This is a genomic window from Candidatus Saganbacteria bacterium (assembly GCA_016223245.1).
GTDB lineage: Bacteria > Margulisbacteria > WOR-1 > XYC2-FULL-46-14 > XYC2-FULL-37-10 > JACRPL01.
Map to the genome: position 1 here is coordinate 1 of JACRPL010000004.1, position 15,882 is coordinate 15,882.

The 15,882-nt window shown below is 44.1% G+C and carries 15 protein-coding genes and 7 tRNA genes; 10 read left to right on the forward strand and 12 right to left on the reverse strand.

The window, feature by feature from the left end; all coding sequences use genetic code 11:
- Positions 1-150: 150 nt before the first annotated feature.
- The 10 genes from HZC34_00925 to HZC34_00970 form a co-directional block, all read right to left on the reverse strand.
- Positions 151-480: a transposase gene (locus HZC34_00925; protein MBI5700399.1), complete on the reverse strand. Its 330-nt coding sequence runs from the start codon at positions 478-480 to the stop codon at positions 151-153.
- Positions 481-502: 22 nt separating this feature from the next.
- Positions 503-898 (reverse strand): hypothetical protein, encoded by a 396-nt coding sequence (locus tag HZC34_00930; protein MBI5700400.1) that lies wholly within the window; start codon positions 896-898, stop codon positions 503-505.
- A gap of 12 nt (positions 899-910) precedes the next feature.
- A tRNA-Thr gene (locus tag HZC34_00935) sits at positions 911-983 on the reverse strand.
- A gap of 69 nt (positions 984-1,052) precedes the next feature.
- Positions 1,053-2,519: a tetratricopeptide repeat protein gene (locus HZC34_00940; protein MBI5700401.1), complete on the reverse strand. Its 1,467-nt coding sequence runs from the start codon at positions 2,517-2,519 to the stop codon at positions 1,053-1,055.
- 13 nt (positions 2,520-2,532) lie between these two features.
- The gene (locus HZC34_00945) at positions 2,533-3,123 is read right to left on the reverse strand and encodes a hypothetical protein (GenBank protein ID MBI5700402.1); all 591 of its coding nucleotides are present in this window, start codon (positions 3,121-3,123) and stop codon (positions 2,533-2,535) included.
- Entirely contained in the window at positions 3,120-3,713 is a 594-nt protein-coding gene (locus HZC34_00950; protein ID MBI5700403.1) for a hypothetical protein, read from the reverse strand. Before HZC34_00950 ends, HZC34_00945 begins: the two co-directional genes overlap by 4 nt.
- A 179-nt stretch (positions 3,714-3,892) precedes the next feature.
- A tRNA-Phe gene (locus tag HZC34_00955) sits at positions 3,893-3,965 on the reverse strand.
- 35 nt (positions 3,966-4,000) lie between these two features.
- Positions 4,001-4,975 (reverse strand): ADP-glyceromanno-heptose 6-epimerase, encoded by a 975-nt coding sequence (gene rfaD, locus HZC34_00960; protein ID MBI5700404.1) that lies wholly within the window; start codon positions 4,973-4,975, stop codon positions 4,001-4,003.
- 11 nt (positions 4,976-4,986) lie between these two features.
- Positions 4,987-5,062 (reverse strand) — tRNA-Asp (locus HZC34_00965).
- Positions 5,063-5,073: 11 nt separating this feature from the next.
- A tRNA-Lys gene (locus HZC34_00970) sits at positions 5,074-5,146 on the reverse strand.
- Between the two features lie 147 nt (positions 5,147-5,293).
- On the opposite strand from HZC34_00970, the gene HZC34_00975 reads away from it, so the two are divergent.
- The 3 genes from HZC34_00975 to HZC34_00985 all read left to right on the forward strand — a co-directional run bounded on the left by HZC34_00975 (position 5,294) and on the right by HZC34_00985 (position 5,870).
- A tRNA-Ser gene (locus HZC34_00975) sits at positions 5,294-5,380 on the forward strand.
- A gap of 100 nt (positions 5,381-5,480) precedes the next feature.
- A tRNA-Ser gene (locus tag HZC34_00980) sits at positions 5,481-5,565 on the forward strand.
- Positions 5,566-5,796: 231 nt separating this feature from the next.
- A tRNA-Arg gene (locus tag HZC34_00985) sits at positions 5,797-5,870 on the forward strand.
- Position 5,871: 1 nt separating this feature from the next.
- Here HZC34_00985 and HZC34_00990 read toward each other — a convergent pair.
- Complete coding sequence (locus HZC34_00990) at positions 5,872-7,512, reverse strand: S-layer homology domain-containing protein (GenBank protein MBI5700405.1); 1,641 nt, start codon at positions 7,510-7,512, stop codon at positions 5,872-5,874.
- Between the two features lie 32 nt (positions 7,513-7,544).
- Here HZC34_00990 and lepA point away from each other — a divergent pair, with 32 nt between their 5' ends.
- Positions 7,545-9,329 (forward strand): elongation factor 4, encoded by a 1,785-nt coding sequence (lepA, locus tag HZC34_00995; GenBank protein ID MBI5700406.1) that lies wholly within the window; start codon positions 7,545-7,547, stop codon positions 9,327-9,329.
- Positions 9,330-9,339: 10 nt separating this feature from the next.
- The gene (gene hemW / locus HZC34_01000; GenBank protein MBI5700407.1) at positions 9,340-10,521 is read left to right on the forward strand and encodes a radical SAM family heme chaperone HemW; all 1,182 of its coding nucleotides are present in this window, start codon (positions 9,340-9,342) and stop codon (positions 10,519-10,521) included.
- 2 nt (positions 10,522-10,523) lie between these two features.
- Here the strand turns inward: hemW and HZC34_01005 are convergent, their stop codons facing one another.
- Complete coding sequence (locus HZC34_01005; GenBank protein MBI5700408.1) at positions 10,524-10,811, reverse strand: hypothetical protein; 288 nt, start codon at positions 10,809-10,811, stop codon at positions 10,524-10,526.
- Between the two features lie 123 nt (positions 10,812-10,934).
- Here HZC34_01005 and HZC34_01010 point away from each other — a divergent pair, with 123 nt between their 5' ends.
- Genes HZC34_01010 through HZC34_01030 form a run of 5 tightly spaced genes read left to right on the forward strand, consistent with a single transcriptional unit; the run spans position 10,935 to position 15,837 of the window.
- Entirely contained in the window at positions 10,935-11,663 is a 729-nt protein-coding gene (locus HZC34_01010; GenBank protein ID MBI5700409.1) for a hypothetical protein, read from the forward strand.
- Positions 11,656-12,132: a nucleotide exchange factor GrpE gene (gene grpE / locus HZC34_01015; GenBank protein ID MBI5700410.1), complete on the forward strand. Its 477-nt coding sequence runs from the start codon at positions 11,656-11,658 to the stop codon at positions 12,130-12,132. Before HZC34_01010 ends, grpE begins: the two co-directional genes overlap by 8 nt.
- Complete coding sequence (gene dnaK / locus HZC34_01020) at positions 12,125-14,026, forward strand: molecular chaperone DnaK (GenBank protein MBI5700411.1); 1,902 nt, start codon at positions 12,125-12,127, stop codon at positions 14,024-14,026. The genes grpE and dnaK overlap by 8 nt, the downstream gene beginning before the upstream one ends.
- Entirely contained in the window at positions 14,016-15,101 is a 1,086-nt protein-coding gene (dnaJ, locus tag HZC34_01025; protein ID MBI5700412.1) for a molecular chaperone DnaJ, read from the forward strand. The genes dnaK and dnaJ overlap by 11 nt, the downstream gene beginning before the upstream one ends.
- Positions 15,085-15,837, forward strand: coding sequence for a 16S rRNA (uracil(1498)-N(3))-methyltransferase (locus tag HZC34_01030; GenBank protein MBI5700413.1), 753 nt, complete (start codon positions 15,085-15,087; stop codon positions 15,835-15,837). Before dnaJ ends, HZC34_01030 begins: the two co-directional genes overlap by 17 nt.
- Positions 15,838-15,882 lie beyond the last annotated feature (45 nt).

Genomic DNA, 15,882 nt, shown 5'->3' on the forward strand with positions numbered 1-15,882 from the left:
GCAGTCAGCCGCGGGCTGCCATAGAACGGGGTTCGGGTATATTGCTCGTCAATCAGATTTATTAACAACTGGTTATATTCGTTTTCCGGTTGCAATTCGTAGTAATAGGTGGACCGGTTCAGATCCAGCAATTCACATTGCTCCCTGATGCTAAGCTCCGGATGATTGTTTCGCACCATGATTATCCTGTCCCTCACGTCCCGGCCGGATAGACCGTTTTTTTTGTAATTCATTCTCGACTTTTAGTCTGCCGATCTGCGCGTAAAGATCGGCAAGCTCCTGTTCGTGGCTTTCTTCCATTGGTTTGGCGCCCCGGGCAAAAAAATCTTTCATCCCTACCAGCGCTCGCCGTTTCCAAGCGGCAATCTGTGTGCCGTGCACTTTATACTCCGAAGATATTTCCGCAATGGATTTGTCTCCCTTTATCGCCTCCAGCGCCACCCGCACCTTGAATTCCCAATCAAACTTCTTTCGTATCATTGTTTTTTCCTCCCTCAAAATTTTACCAGTTTTTATATCTTAACTGGTGGTCCAGTTTTTTTTGATTATTTTTTGGGCCAGAAACCCTCAGATTAATTGTCGCGGTATTTCTAATGCTCTTTAATGGGATGAAATATATTATATCATTTTCCGGATTATAAGCTGCCACAAAATCAAGTTCATTTTTATTATACTTTACAACTTTCCAATTATTGGCGCTTCTAAGAGGAACTGTCAGATGGCCCATTTTAGGAGCGACGTATTTAACTTGAATTTTTACGAACAATCCGTTCTTTTCTGCAACCAGATCGTATCTTTGATTTTCTCCCCATGGGATTAGGACATTAAAGCCTTTTTGAATTAAAAAAGCCGCTACTTTAATTTCCGCTAAATTTCCTTTTTCTTTTGTTAATCCCATAAAAAAACATTTAGCCGACGGTCGGAATTGAACCGACAACCTGCGCATTACGAATGCGCTGCTCTACCAACTGAGCTACGTCGGCATTGCGACTCGCTTCGTTCGCTCAATGCTCCACAAAAAAATTAGACATCAGTCGGCTCGATCGCGGCCTCTACCAACGATTCATCAGAAGCTTCGAATTTTCGGACATCGCAACTATACTACGCTTATCGGTATCGACTTTCCAATCAAAATTTTCTGTTTCGGTCTTTCCGTTGCGCTCCTGCCTGCAAACATATCTTACGATAAAATCTTTGCCTTGCTTATTAACATGCCATCCGTCCTCTGATATCTTCGTGCCCAAAGACCGCGTTAACGCAAGAACCGATTTTACTGCCGATTGAACCATCGTCCCTTTCGAAGTCTTGGAGTTTTGCACAAGCACGACAGAATCCTTGACAAAATCGTTTGCAATTTTCGTATCAAGCGGTATTTTTGCCGCAACTTCAGTATATTGCCTAAGATTTTTTTCGGATGCAACAGGCACAGAGTCCTTAGCAAGCCCAAGAAGCGCCTTAACCTCGCGATTCTCCGGGTCAACCCTCAATGCTTCGGTGTATGCCAAATATGCGTCGCCAATTAATCCCATCTTATTATATGTTTCGCCAAGCTTGACCCATGCGGAAAGCATTGTTGGGACCAGGTCAAGGGACCTCTTGAAATGCGCTATTGCACTATTGTAATATCCCAGATTGTAGTTGTTAACTGCGCGATTAAAATAGTTGCGAGAGATAACATACGCAAGGTCGCGGGCTCCAGGGTGCGACGGGTCGGCCCGCAAAACTTCTCTAAGTTGGATAGCCGCGTCATCTTCTTTTCCAAGTTTTTTGTATGTGCTTGCCAGGTAAAAGTGCGCTTTGACATTGGACGGGTCCAAAGCTATCGATTGCAAATAATAATTTTCAGCCTGCTTATATTTTTTTTCCAAAAATGACTTATAACCGAGCAAGTTTAGCTGTTCAGTAGGCTCTTCAACCCTTGAGGCTTCAACCCATCCCTCCCTGCTGTCCGAAAGAACAACACGATAGAAAGGCGCCTTAAATAGAGCCAAGACTTTAACGCCGGGAAGAAGCTGGCGGACTATTTCGCCCTCATCCATCACGGAGGCGGTCTTCAGCACAGAAACCGCATATGAAGGGGAGCTCGCGTAAACTGATCGGCCCTTTACAACCGCAAAATCAAGAGTGCGAGTGATCTTCCCGCAGCTCTTTCCCTCAATTATTATTTTTGCGATATGAACCCCGGTGGATATTTTTTCGGGGGTCTTGAAAACTTTGCTCCAGTTCGTCCCATTGTCGGAGATAAGCTCAATTCTCTCGCTTACTGAATTATAATCGAATTCCGCAACCACTTTCTTGACTTTTGACGTAAGTTTCACTTCGACAAATACTTCCTGGCCTTTTTCAATATTTTTTGGATATAATGCCGCTTCAACCCAAGCGATCGACAATCCCTCGATAGGTTCTGTAGGCCCTGCCTTGAGGCTCACGCCCGCAAAATCCATATCCTCAAATGAAACTGCAAATGCGGCAGGGGCAGCCAAAAGCAAAAGCCCTAATACCAAAAATATTTTTTTCATCTATCCACTCCCTTTAATATGTAAATATCAAATTATCAATTGTTAGGCCAACGCTGCCTTTCTCGGACGAAGCAACACAGATCAATTGTATTTTGGATATCTTCCCGCCTTTTTTCGAATGAAATAAAGCCTGGTTGTTCCGATCGAGCCTAAATGAAGAAAACGGTATTGAGAACCTTGAAAACCCTTCACCCAACACAGGGACTTCGGCTATCCATTTTGCTTCTTCCGTTGATTGTTCTGATTTCTTCTCAAAAAGCTCAATTTTTAGCTTGCCCAAGCTTTCGGTGCCGTAGACATCTATTGAAAATCTAGAATACTCTACCGCATCAACATCGAGGATCGTCCCTATGCCGCCAACGTACCAATTGTCGGCTGCACCCGCGATCTTTAATGATTTATCCCCGCAAGAATCACCTATCGAGTCTTTGTCCTGTTTTGCCGGGTTATCTACAGCGGATGCTTTTATATTATCAAACACATACCATTTGGAAAATGTCCCGTCCTCGAAATTGTCGACCATGTAGAACGTCAAAAGCGCATTCGCCGCAGCAAAAGACAAAATGACCGTCAAAACCCAAAGGATCCCAATTGATTTTTTCATTTTCTCCTCTTTTTCGAACTAGCTCTGGAAGCCCCGGGCTTTTTCCTTGATAATATCTTTTTTTTATGATCTTTTGAAGAAGTTTTCTTCTGCTTTAGATCGGTTTCATTTTTGGTGGCGGTCGGCGCATCTGATAGGATCGGGACTTCAAGAGGTTTTTTCAGCTCAAGGGTCATCTGCTTTAATAAATCCTCGCCATTGATCCTTTCTTGTACAGATTTTTCCAGGCTGTAAATTTGCGCCCTTAAAGTTTCCGTCTCTACGTTCTTGCGGCTGATCACGGATTTTAATTCTGCCGCCTCAGATTTAAGCAGATCGATCTCGGAATTATCAAATTCCATTTTTGGTTCCTCTTTTTTGCATTGCGACTTTTTGAAAACTTCATAAGCTTTTGCAAGCGACAGGGTGCTTAGTGATAAAGCAAAAAAACCAAAAACAAGAAAGCTCCAATCAGTTTGGGGAGATTGTTTCTTTAAGACCTCGGCCAAGTCAGGCGCATGGGTCTTAGCAAAAACGCTTGCCGCAGAAACAAGGATCATAATTGAAGCAATTGCGATCGATCTTACCCGGATCTTTGAAAATTTTTCCATTATTCACTCCTTAGTTTTCTAAGATAACAACAACAATAACAAGGACAGGAATGCCTCAGGGCGTCCTACTTCGCTAAAGCTTCGTAGGACTTTCCTGTTAACAATATTTAAAAAACTTTCTCTTCAACTGGCTAAATAAATTCTCCGAAGCCCCGAGCGAAGCGAGGGGCGAAGGAGAATGCCTCAGGGCGGAATTGAACCGCCGACACAGCGCTTTTCAGGCGCTTGCTCTACCAACTGAGCTACCGAGGCTTACATCAAAATGATATGCATGATAATAGAAAATTTTACAGTATTGCGAAGCTTTTTTCAAGGTAATTATTAACATAGTCGGAAACAGAATCTTCAAGAGGCGTAAAGCGGCTTGTAATGCCACTTTTTTTCAATTTTGAAAGGTCGGCTTGAGTAAAATATTGGTATTTGTCCCTTATATTTTCCGGCATTTCTATATATTCTATATTAACTGGCATCTTTAGTGCTGCAAATATTGCGGAAGCCAGATCGTTCCATGTTCTCGCTTTCCCTGTGCCGATATTATATATCCCTGACACGTTTCTTTTCCTGTAGAATTCATACATAATATTTACAACATCTTTCACATAAACAAAATCCCGCTTTTGTTCCCCGTCCTTATAATCCGGCCTGTACGATTTGAAAAGACGGATCTTTGAATCTCTTTTAATTTGTTCGTATGCTTTTACAATTAATGAGCGCATATCCTCTTTGTGATATTCGTTCGGCCCAAAGACATTGAAATATCTATAACCCACAACTTTACCAACTAGTTTGTTTTTGATAAGCCATATATCGAATATATGTTTTGAGTAGCCATAAAGGTTCAAAGGTTTTAATTTTAACGTCAGATCGTCATCGTCGGAATACCCGAGGCTCCCATCGCCATAAGTCGCGGCGGAGCTCGCATAATGGAACGGGATATTATTATCGAAAGCGAGTTTCGCCAAAGTTTTTGAATACTCAAAATTATTCGACATCAAATAATCAAGATTGATTTCTGTAGTTGATGAGCATGCGCCAATATGAAAAATAGCACTTTTACTATCTAATTTAAATTTCCCGCTTTCAACCAATTTTATAAACTCGTCTTTCTCAATATAATCGGTGAATTTTTTATTCGAAAGATTTTTCTTCTTAAGCGGGGAATTTATGTGATCAACTACAAGGATGTCGGTTTCGCCTTCGGAATTTAATTTCCAAAGAAAGCAATTGCCGATAAATCCAGCGCCGCCTGTGAGTATGATCATAATATATTAAACGGGCCCGAAGGGATTTGAACCCTCGATCTTCTGCGTGACAGGCAGACGTGTTAAACCGGGCTACACTACGGGCCCCCGTAAAAAATTGAGCCGCGTGGGACTCGAACCCACCACCACTTGCTTAAAAGGCAAGTGCTCTACCAGATGAGCTAGCGGCTCGCGAAGATTTAATTGTACCAAAATACCCTTAATTAGACAAGAAAAAGCTTATGATATATAATAAAAATGACCAACGATGTAAATTATAATATATACAATAGTTGGGATTTGGAAATCGGGATTTGGATTTTACGAGTCTTACGAGTTGGAGGGATGGCCGAGTGGTTGATGGCGCTAGTCTTGAAAACTAGTATACCTGAAAGGGTATCGAGGGTTCAAATCCTTCTCCCTCCGTTTAAAAAGTCATACGGTTGAGGTTGCGTTATGAGAAACGGCAAGCGTGATGCGTTATACGTTTCACCCGATGCAACCGCATGACGCATGACTCTTTCAAGGAGGAGTACCCAAGTGGTTCAAGGGGACGGTTTGCTAAACCGTTAGCGGCTTTGCCGGCGCGAGTTCAAATCTCGCCTCCTCCGTTTTTCAATACAATTTAGGAGGGAAATATTATGAACAAGAGAACTGGTTTATTTATAGTTTTTGCGATCGTCATGCTCTCAATTGCCCTATCGCTTGCATTTATCGATAAAGCGGCCGCGGATAGCCTGATCTGCATGGACCGTATGGACAGGATCGATTCTTATTATGACCAGAGATATTGGAACCAGACTTTATACCAGCCATGGAACAATCCAAATATCTATTATTACGCGCCTGTAGCTCAGATGGATAGAGCGTCTGTCTACGAAACAGAAGGCCAGGTGTTCGAATCACCTCAGGCGCAATTATTTTTTGAGGAGTTCTTTGATCTTTTCTTTTGCAAATTCAGTTTTGCTCAATACTTCCGCCGCTTCGGCCCTGGTGAAAGATTTCTCGGGTTCAAAATTATACCCGCTTAAATATTCAAGAAGGCCTGCCTGCTTTGCCGCGGTGATAAATCTTGCGGCCCAATGGTTTTGGGTGATATCCGGAAACGGATTTGTAGAAATCGATGAGGGCTCCATAAGGCCGGCAAACTTAGAAAAGACAACTATCGCCTCCGCTCGAACCACCTCTTTCCAAGGCCTGAATTTCAGGTCAGGGTAGCCCGAAATATATTTTCGTTTCAGCGCCATATCGATATATGGAGCAGCCCAGTGATCGATATTGACATCAGGAAATAGGTCCTGGTCGGGTTTTGCAGCTTCAAACCCTTTAGCTTTAACAAGAAGAGCCGCGAGTTCAGCACGTGTTAGAGGCTGTTCCGGATGGAAAGAATTATCCGGATAACCTGCCATGATTCCCAGTGCAGCCAGGTATTCTATCGAGTCTTTCGCCCAATAATCTTCGTCAATATCATTAAAATGCTTCAATCCTTTGGCTTCTTTTAATTCAGTTTTGAATATTCTCTCGACTTTCTCTTTAATTATTTCTTTCAATTTTTTGGGTTCCTTTTCTGCCTGGAACCCGATCGAAAAGAAATGCGCGATATTGTCCGTGAGGTCCCCATATTGGTGGTATGCGTAATCAAAACTGAACCCGCGGTGCTTGAGGGTCACGCCGCCAGTCATGTTATTGTCGATCCCAATGCCTGATTCTGTAGCCTTTGGCTTTTGGTCAAGGCCTGCCCTTAAAGCAAGCCACGGATTAAGCCAATACTCGAGCCCCGCATGCCAAACCCCCGGCCTGGGATGCAGCGGCATCATTTCAAGATCGAGATTAAATAATAATTTTTGGTCGCGGAAAGCACGGAACCCGTCATCGCCCAGTACATTAAATGAACTGCCAACCTTAACAACTGCAGGGATCGCTTCTTCAAAGCCGCTCTTCCATGAAAATTTGCCGCCGAAGGTCGTCGGCAAAATATTCTGCAGCATGATGCCCGCAGAAATAGCATTCCTCGGCTTCCATTTTATCCCAAAATCAAGATCAGTGCCAAGACCCGTTCCGCCTTCAAGAGACCCTGTGGTTTGAGAGAACCCCTGGGTGAATACTTTTATATTTGTTCCATAAGATAAATTACTGGTTAGGTTGTTCGCAAATGATAAATAATATATTGCAGAAGAATAATCGGTTGCCCCGTACTGGTTTATAACCACCTCGGTTGTAGTTACTGAAAGCGTCGTAAGCGGGATCCCGGATGTCCCCGCATTAATATAGCCAAAACCCAAAGTCCCGAATGACACAGGGTTTGTGATCCCAAGGGATATGTATGAAATTTCATTCAACAGCTTGCCTGACATCGAAATGATGTTCATTTCAGAATTTTCGCAGAGGCCTGCCGGGTTTAAAAATATTGCGGACGCATCGCCTGCAAATCCGGCATAAGCTTTCCCTAAGCCTAAAGGCCGGGCGCCGACGCCGATCTCGCCGATGTCGGCCGATATCGCCCACGAAAACGAGCATATTAAAACAATAAATACCAGAAGAAACAAAAATTTCTTCATTCTGCCGCAATTATATATGATAAAATCATCACATGTCCACCGAAAAGATAAGAAATTTTTCAATAATCGCACATATTGACCACGGCAAATCGACCCTCGCCGACCGCCTTCTGGAATATACAGGGACGATCGAAAAAAGGCAGATGAAAGAACAGGTGCTCGATACGATGGATCTTGAGCGCGAACGCGGCATTACTATCAAGGCCCAAGCGATACGCATCGAATATAACGGGTATATTTTAAATCTTATAGATACGCCTGGGCATGTAGATTTTTCTTATGAAGTTTCAAGATCGCTTGCCGCATGCGAAGGAGCTATTTTGATCGTTGACGCGACGCAAGGCATCGAGGCCCAAACCTTAGCCAACGCCTATCTCGCGATAAATAATAATTTAACGATAATTCCCGTCATAAACAAGATCGACCTTCAGAATGCCGAAGTCGACAAAGCTTTAGAAGAATTGAAAAATGTTTTTGGGTTCAAAAAAGAAGAAGCAATATTGGCCTCCGCAAAAGAAGGTATTGGCATAAAAGAAATACTCGATGCCGTGATTGAAAGGGTCCCCCCGCCGGTTGGAGACGAAAATGCGCCCCTCCAGGCATTGATATTCGATTCACATTACGATATTTATCGCGGTGTAGTTGCGTATGTGAGGATCGTGAACGGAACTTTCAAGACGGGATCGCGCATACGGATGATGGGATCCGACTTGGATTATGAAGTTTTAGAGCTTGGGACGTTAAAGATTGGCCTTGTAAAAAGAGATTCATTAAGCGCGGGTGAAGTCGGATATTTTATTTCTGGTGTACGCAATGTGAGAGATTGCCGTGTTGGAGATACCGTGACCGACAAAAGCCGCCCTGCTTACAAGCCTTTGCCGGGATATAAGCCTATTAAGCCCATGGTCTATTGCGGAATATTCCCTGTAAATGCAGGAGATTTCGAACACCTGCAGGATTCGCTCGAAAAATTACAGTTAAACGATGCGGCATTGTTTTACGAAAAAGAAACCTCATCGGCTCTTGGCTTCGGGTTCCGATGCGGATTCTTGGGCCTTCTGCATTTGGAGATAATCCAAGAAAGATTGGAGAGGGAATATGATCTCGACCTGATCGCGACCGCTCCAAACGTTATTTACAAGATCAATTTCAAGAACAAAGAACCGATTTTTATTGATAATCCCGCCGATTTCCCAGACCCGTCAATCATAGATTCCATAGAAGAGCCTTATTGCAAATTAACTCTCTTTACCCCAAGCCAATATGTCGGGCCTCTTATGGAAATTACTAATGACAAACGCGGGCAATTCAAGGGTATGGAATATCTTGATCCGACAAGGGTAATGCTTAACTATGAGATCCCTTTGTCGGAATTGATATCGGAATATCACGATCAGATGAAATCATCATCTCGAGGATATGCGTCGCTCGACTATGAACTGACCGGATACAAAGTTTCCGACTTGGTTAAAATGGATATAATGCTTAATGCGGAGCCTGTCGATGCTCTTTCGACGATAGTTCATCGCGAAAAAGCTTATTCAAAAGGAAAACTGCTCGTTGAAAAATTAAAAGAAGTGATCCCTCGCCACCAATTCCAGATCCCTGTCCAGGCATCGATCGGAAGCAAAATTATCGCGCGCGAAAATATTGCCGCAATGAGGAAAGATGTTTTGGCCAAATGCTACGGCGGGGACATTACTCGAAAACGAAAACTTTTGGAGAAACAGAAAGCCGGTAAGAAGAGAATGAAGCGCATAGGATCCGTAGATGTTCCGCAAGAAGCGTTTATGGCTGTGCTGCGCCTGGGGAAATGACCAAATCCCAATGACCAATGACCAACATGGTATAAATTCTATATATATACACATTCCTTTCTGCAAGCAAAAGTGCTCGTATTGCGATTTTGTTTCGTATGCGGGAAAAGATGATCTAATAGATAAATATGTCGATGCTCTTTGCGAAGAGATCTCCACCCCCTCTTCTTTTCTCCTCCTTGGTAAGGGGGAGAATGCCGAGCAGAGCGAGGCAAGTGGGGGCACCATCTACTTTGGCGGCGGAACCCCCACTCTACTCAAACCAAAGCATTTTGAAAAGATAATCAAAGCCCTCACCCCTTCGCTTCGCTCTTCCCCTCTCCCATTGGGAGAGGGGTTAGGGGTGAGGGCACTTGAGGTCACAATAGAAACCAATCCCGGCACGGTCGACAAAGAATATCTTGTTGAATTAAGAAAACTTGGTATCAATAGAATTTCGTTCGGCGCGCAGAGCTTCAACGAAAAACATTTGAAACTTTTAGGCCGAATCCACGATTCTAAACAAATTTTTAATGCGGTCGAAGACGCGCGGGCGGCTGGATTTGATAATTTGAGCCTTGATCTCATCTTTGCGATCCCAGATCAAACTCTTGATGAATGGAAAGAAGATCTAAGAGCCGCCACGTCGCTTTGTCCCGAGCATGTTTCTACCTACAATCTACAGATCGAACTTGGGACTCCACTTTTTGATCGCGTCTCGCATCACGCATTACGCATTACGTCGGAAGACCTCGATGCTGATATGTACGAATACTCAATAGAACAGCTTACAGCAAACGGCTTTCGGCATTATGAGATCTCAAATTTCGCGAAACCTGGTTTTGAATGCCAACATAATATCAATTATTGGAAAATGAGGAATTGGATCGGTATTGGCGCCGGGGCGCACTCTCATGTAAACGGGAACAGGTGGAATAATACTGGATCGGTAGAAGAATACATCTCTACCCCCTCTTGTCTCGCAAAGCTCGACATTCTCCCCCTTGATAAGGGGGAGAAAAAAAGTGGGGGTGAAGTCATTTTCATGGGACTTAGGCTTCTTGAAGGGTTAGACATATCAAAGTTCGAGGGTTTCGAATCCGAAGTAACTGACTTAAGAAAAGACGGCTTGCTTGAAGAATCCGATAACAAGATACGGCTTACCAAGAAAGGCCTATTCCTCGGAAACCTCGTTTTCGAAAAGTTCGTATAGCCCTATTTCAAAGTAAATGCCGCGGTCTTACTGGCGCTTTGCCCGCTAACTTTGTCGCGAACAATAAGCGTGATCTGGTATTTCCCCGGTTTGGAATTTTTCGCGGGAGTAAATATGCCGTATGGCGATTCGGCCATCCCGTTTTTTTCGACAGCTTCACGGCCCTCGCTTTCCGGAAGCAGGCCTTTCTTTTCAAGAATGGACTTCCCATCGGGGCCCTTAACGGTCAAATCAACATCCAAAATGTATGCGCCATCGGAGCCTTTTTTGAATTTTCCGACATTTAACATCACAATTACGACATCTTCGTTCTTGCTGAAAACAGGATTTCCTTTGTTCTGTCAACCATCAATCTTGACAAGACCGCAAAAATAATGCTAATATTAGCACTCGCAATAGGAGAGTGCTAACAAGTGACCCCTTCGGAATTATCAGAAAGAAGACAAGCGATACTTGAAGCTATTGTCCGTGATTTTGTTGACACAGCGGAACCGATCGGATCGTTTGCCATAAGCAGGCACTATTTAAAAGATGTGTCCCCTGCAACGGTGCGAAACGAGATGAAGGAGCTCGAACAAACAGGGTATATCACCCACCCCCATACTTCTTCCGGCCGCATCCCGACCGATAACGGCTACAGGTATTATGTCGATAATATCATGGAAACAAAAAATATCTCCGGCCATGATATCTCCCTTATAAAAAATGGAATAAAAAAGATAGGCAGCGGCATTGAAGATATCGCCCACGGGACGGTAAAGCTCCTTGCATCAATATTAAATTATGCAGCGGTATTTGTCTCTTTTGGAAAAAAGAAAGTCGTTCAGGCGGCGGGGATCTCTAATATGCTAAAACACCCTGAATTCCAGAAGATCGATTATGCAAGGCATGTTGTTGAAACGGTTGAAAGGGAAGACATGATCGCTCGGGCTATTTATGAATACTCAAAAGCAAGCAATATCACGATAAAGATCGGGAATGAAAATCAATATAAAGATATGAAGGACATGTCTATTGTCGTCGTAAAGTACGACCTTCAGGGAATGGAGCCTGGAGCAATCGGGATCGTAGGCCCAACCCGAATGGAGTACGCAAAAGTCAAATCGGTCCTCAATTGCATTGGAGAAACCCTTAATGGCTGAAGAAGAGAACAACAAAGAAGCTGTGAACGAAAAGACAGAACTGGATATCCTAAAGGATAAATATCTTCGCGCACTGGCCGATTTTGATAATTACAAGAAGCGCCAGGCGGTAGAACAGGAAAATTTTGTCCAGTTCGCCAATGAAAACATCATTAGGGAATTGCTTCCGATCCTGGATAATTTTTCAAGGGCGATAGTCTCGTCGAAATCCCACAAAGATGCGCTCATAAAAGGAATTGCTCTGGTAAAAAAACAATTGGAAGACACGCTTAGCAAATTCGGGGTGAAGGAAATCCAATCAATGGGGCTTTTATTTGACCCGAATATCCACGAAGCGATCTTGCAGAAAGAATCCGATCAGCCTGAAAACACAATAATCGAGGAAACACAAAAAGGATATTTATTGAACGGCCGAGTTATAAGGCCGGCAATGGTCATAGTAAGTAAAGGAGGAAAAAGTAATGGTTAAGGAAAAAATTATCGGTATCGATCTGGGTACGACAAATAGCTGTGTGGCGGTAATGATGGGCGGAGAACCGGTCGTAATCCCAAATACCGAGGGAGGACGCACGACCCCTTCCATTGTGTCGTTTTCTAAAGAAGGCGAAAGGATCGTAGGACAGGTCGCAAAACGACAAGCGATAACAAACGCGCAAAACACTATATTTTCGATAAAAAGGTTCATGGGGCGGAGGTTCAATGAGGTCGGACAAGAACTCAAGTATGTCCCTTATCAAGTGATCGAAGGGCAAAATTCCGCGGCATCGGTTAATATTTCGGGAAAAACATATTCTCCTCCGGAAATATCCGCAATGATCCTCCAAAAATTAAAGCAATCAGCGGAAGATTACCTTTCAGAAAAAGTGGCAAAAGCCGTGATCACAGTGCCTGCATATTTCAATGACGCGCAAAGGCAGGCCACCAAGGATGCCGGCACAATTGCGGGACTTGATGTAGTTAGGATCATTAACGAACCGACAGCGGCTTCCCTTGCCTACGGCCTCGACAAGAAAAAGAACGAAAAGATCGCGATCTATGATCTCGGCGGCGGGACATTTGACATCTCGATCCTCGAGATCGGCGACGGCGTTTTTGAAGTAAAGTCGACCAACGGCGACACGCATTTGGGCGGGGACGATTTCGACCAAAAGATCATCCAATGGCTCGCGGAAGAATTCAAAAAGGAAAGCGGTATCGACCTTTCGCGGGACCGAATGGCCCTGCAAAGATTAAAGGAAGCTGGAGAAAAAGCAAAGATCGAATTATCGACCGCCGTAGAAACAGAGATCAACTTGCCCTTTATTACCGCGGATGCTTCGGGGCCTAAGCATCTTGTCGTTAAACTTACACGCTCAAAACTGGAACAGATCGTCTCGGACCTTATCCAAAGATCAATAATCCCTTGCAGGCAGGCATTAACAGACGCTGGCGTCAGCGCAGCTGAAATAGACGAGGTAATCCTCGTCGGCGGCCAAACCCGCATGCCGCGCGTTCAAGAAGAGGTCAAGCAATTTTTCGGGAAGGAGCCGCATAAGGGTGTTAATCCTGACGAAGTCGTGGCAATTGGCGCCGCGATCCAGGGAGGAATACTCGCAGGCGAAGTCAAAGAACTGGTCCTGCTTGACGTGACGCCTTTAACTCTTGGGATCGAAACTTTAGGCAGCATTATGACCCCGATCATTGAGCGCAACACAACAATACCTACAAGCAAGTCGCAAGTATTTTCGACGGCGGCTGACGGGCAGACATCAGTTGAAATACACGTCTTGCAGGGAGAACGCCCAATGGCCGCGGACAACAGGACACTTGGACGGTTCCATTTGGACGGCATTCCTCCGGCGCCGCGCGGCATCCCGCAAGTCGAGGTCACATTCGATATAGACGCGAACGGGATATTGAACGTCAAAGCAAAAGACAAAGGCACGAATAAGGAACAAAAGATCACGATCACATCGTCATCCGGGCTTTCAAAAGATGACATTGAAAAGATGAAAAAAGAAGCCCAATCCAACGAAGCAGACGATAAAAAGAAAAAAGAAGAAATTGAAACGCGGAACCAGGCGGACACCATGGTATATTCCGTCGAAAAAACACTTAAAGAATCAGGGGACAAGGCGGACCCGGCGACAAAAGAAAAAGTGGAAAAAGAAGTAAATGAGATGAAAGAGGCCTTGAAAGGCGGAGATCCAGGGAAGATCAAGTCACAGCTTGAAAAAATGCAGCAGGCAGTGTATGAGATGTCGGCCCAAATATATAAAGCGCAGGAAGCTCAAAAAGGCTCGCCCTCCGAAGCTCCGACGGATGCCGGGGCGCAGGAGGGGAAAACAGTTGATGCCGAGTACGAGATGAAGGATGACAAGTAAAAAAGATTACTACGAATCCTTGGGGATCTCAAAAGGCGCTTCCGATTCCGATATCAAAAAAGCGTTCAGGAATATGGCGCGCAAGTACCACCCTGATGTGAACAAAGAATCCAGTTCTTCCGAAAAATTCAAAGAAATTAACGAGGCCTACCAGGTCTTATCCGACCCTAGAAAGCGACAGCATTACGACAATTATGGGTCTTCAGGATTTGAAGGCGGCGCTCAAGGATTTTCAGGGTTCGACTTCGGCGAAAATTTTTCTAATTTTGAGGGCTTTTCCGATATTTTTGATGTATTTTTCGGCGGCGGGCGCGGCAAGAAAAGGTCCGGCAGACAGCCTGGCGACGACCTTCGCTATGACCTTGACCTATCATTGGAAGAAGTCTTAAAAGGCATTGAAAAAGAAATAGAGATATCACACTTAACCTCATGCCAAACATGCAAAGGGTCAGGCGCAAAACCCGGGAGCAATCCTGTCAAATGTTCTCAATGCGGAGGTTCGGGGCAAATAAGGCAAATGCAAAGAACCCCGCTTGGCGCTTTTACATCTGTTGTCACCTGCCCTGCCTGCCGCGGCAGGGGCGAAACAGTTTCAACGCCATGCCCTGCATGCAGCGGATCGGGAAGGGTCAGAACAAAACACAAGATCAAAGTAAAAGTGCCGGCTGGCGTTGAAAGCGGAATAAAGCTTAGGGTTAATGGCGCGGGAGACACTGGTGTACACGGTGGAACGCCAGGCGACCTATATGTATTCTTAAATGTCAAACCTCATAATATTTTTGAGCGCGAGGGAATGAATATTTATTATAAGAAAGTGATTACCTTTGTCACAGCGGCGCTCGGATCAGAGATCGATGTCCCGACTTTAGACGGAAAAGCAACGCTTAGGATACCGGCCGGGACCCAGAATAATACAACCTTCAAATTTAAAGGGAAAGGGCTTCCAAGCCTCGAAAACCGAGGATATGGCGATCTGCTTATAATTGTTGAGATAGAAACCCCAACAAATTTAACATCCGAACAGAAAGAAATACTGGAAAAATTCGGAAAACTTCGCGGTGAGGCTCGTGCATAGGTTTTTTGTCGGGTCTGACCAAATCTCAAATAATATTATTACAATCTCCGGCAGCGACGTTAACCATATCAAGAATGTTTTAAGAATGAAGCTAGGTGATCAGATCGAAGTTTTCGACAGCAAAGAAAATTCTTACTTAGCCGAAATCACTTTATTTTCGCCGAATAACCAGCGGCTAAACGCCGCGGTTATAAAAAAACTGAACCGCCCCGATACCACATCGGGGCAGGAGCCCAACATCACCCTCGCACAATGTCTTCCTAAAGCAAAGAAAATGGATCTTATCGTCCAAAAAGCGACCGAACTTGGTGTTAATTCCATATTCCCCGTAACATCCGAAAGATCGGTCCCTAAGATCGAAGAAAAATCCGACAAGAAGATTTCACACTGGCAAAAAATAGCTAAAGAAGCATCAGAACAGAGTGGCCGCTCAAGAATTCCAAAGATCGAGCCGCTTACTAGTTTTTCTGATCTCGTCAAAACAGGTAAGAATTACGATCTAGCATTGATACCATGGGAAGGTGAAAAGACAAATAGATTAAAAGACATAGTGACAAAGAAACATAGCGGCAAAATATTAGTTGTCATAGGGCCTGAAGGTGGTTTTTCAAAAGAAGAAATATCAATCGCACAACTTGAAGGTTTAATCTCAATTAGCCTCGGAAAAAGGATATTGAGAACTGAAACTGCTGGAATAGTTCTGCTGTCTCAACTGTTTTATGAATTTGATATTTAATTTTTATTTGGTCATTGGGATTTGGCCATTGGTCATTCTTTTTTT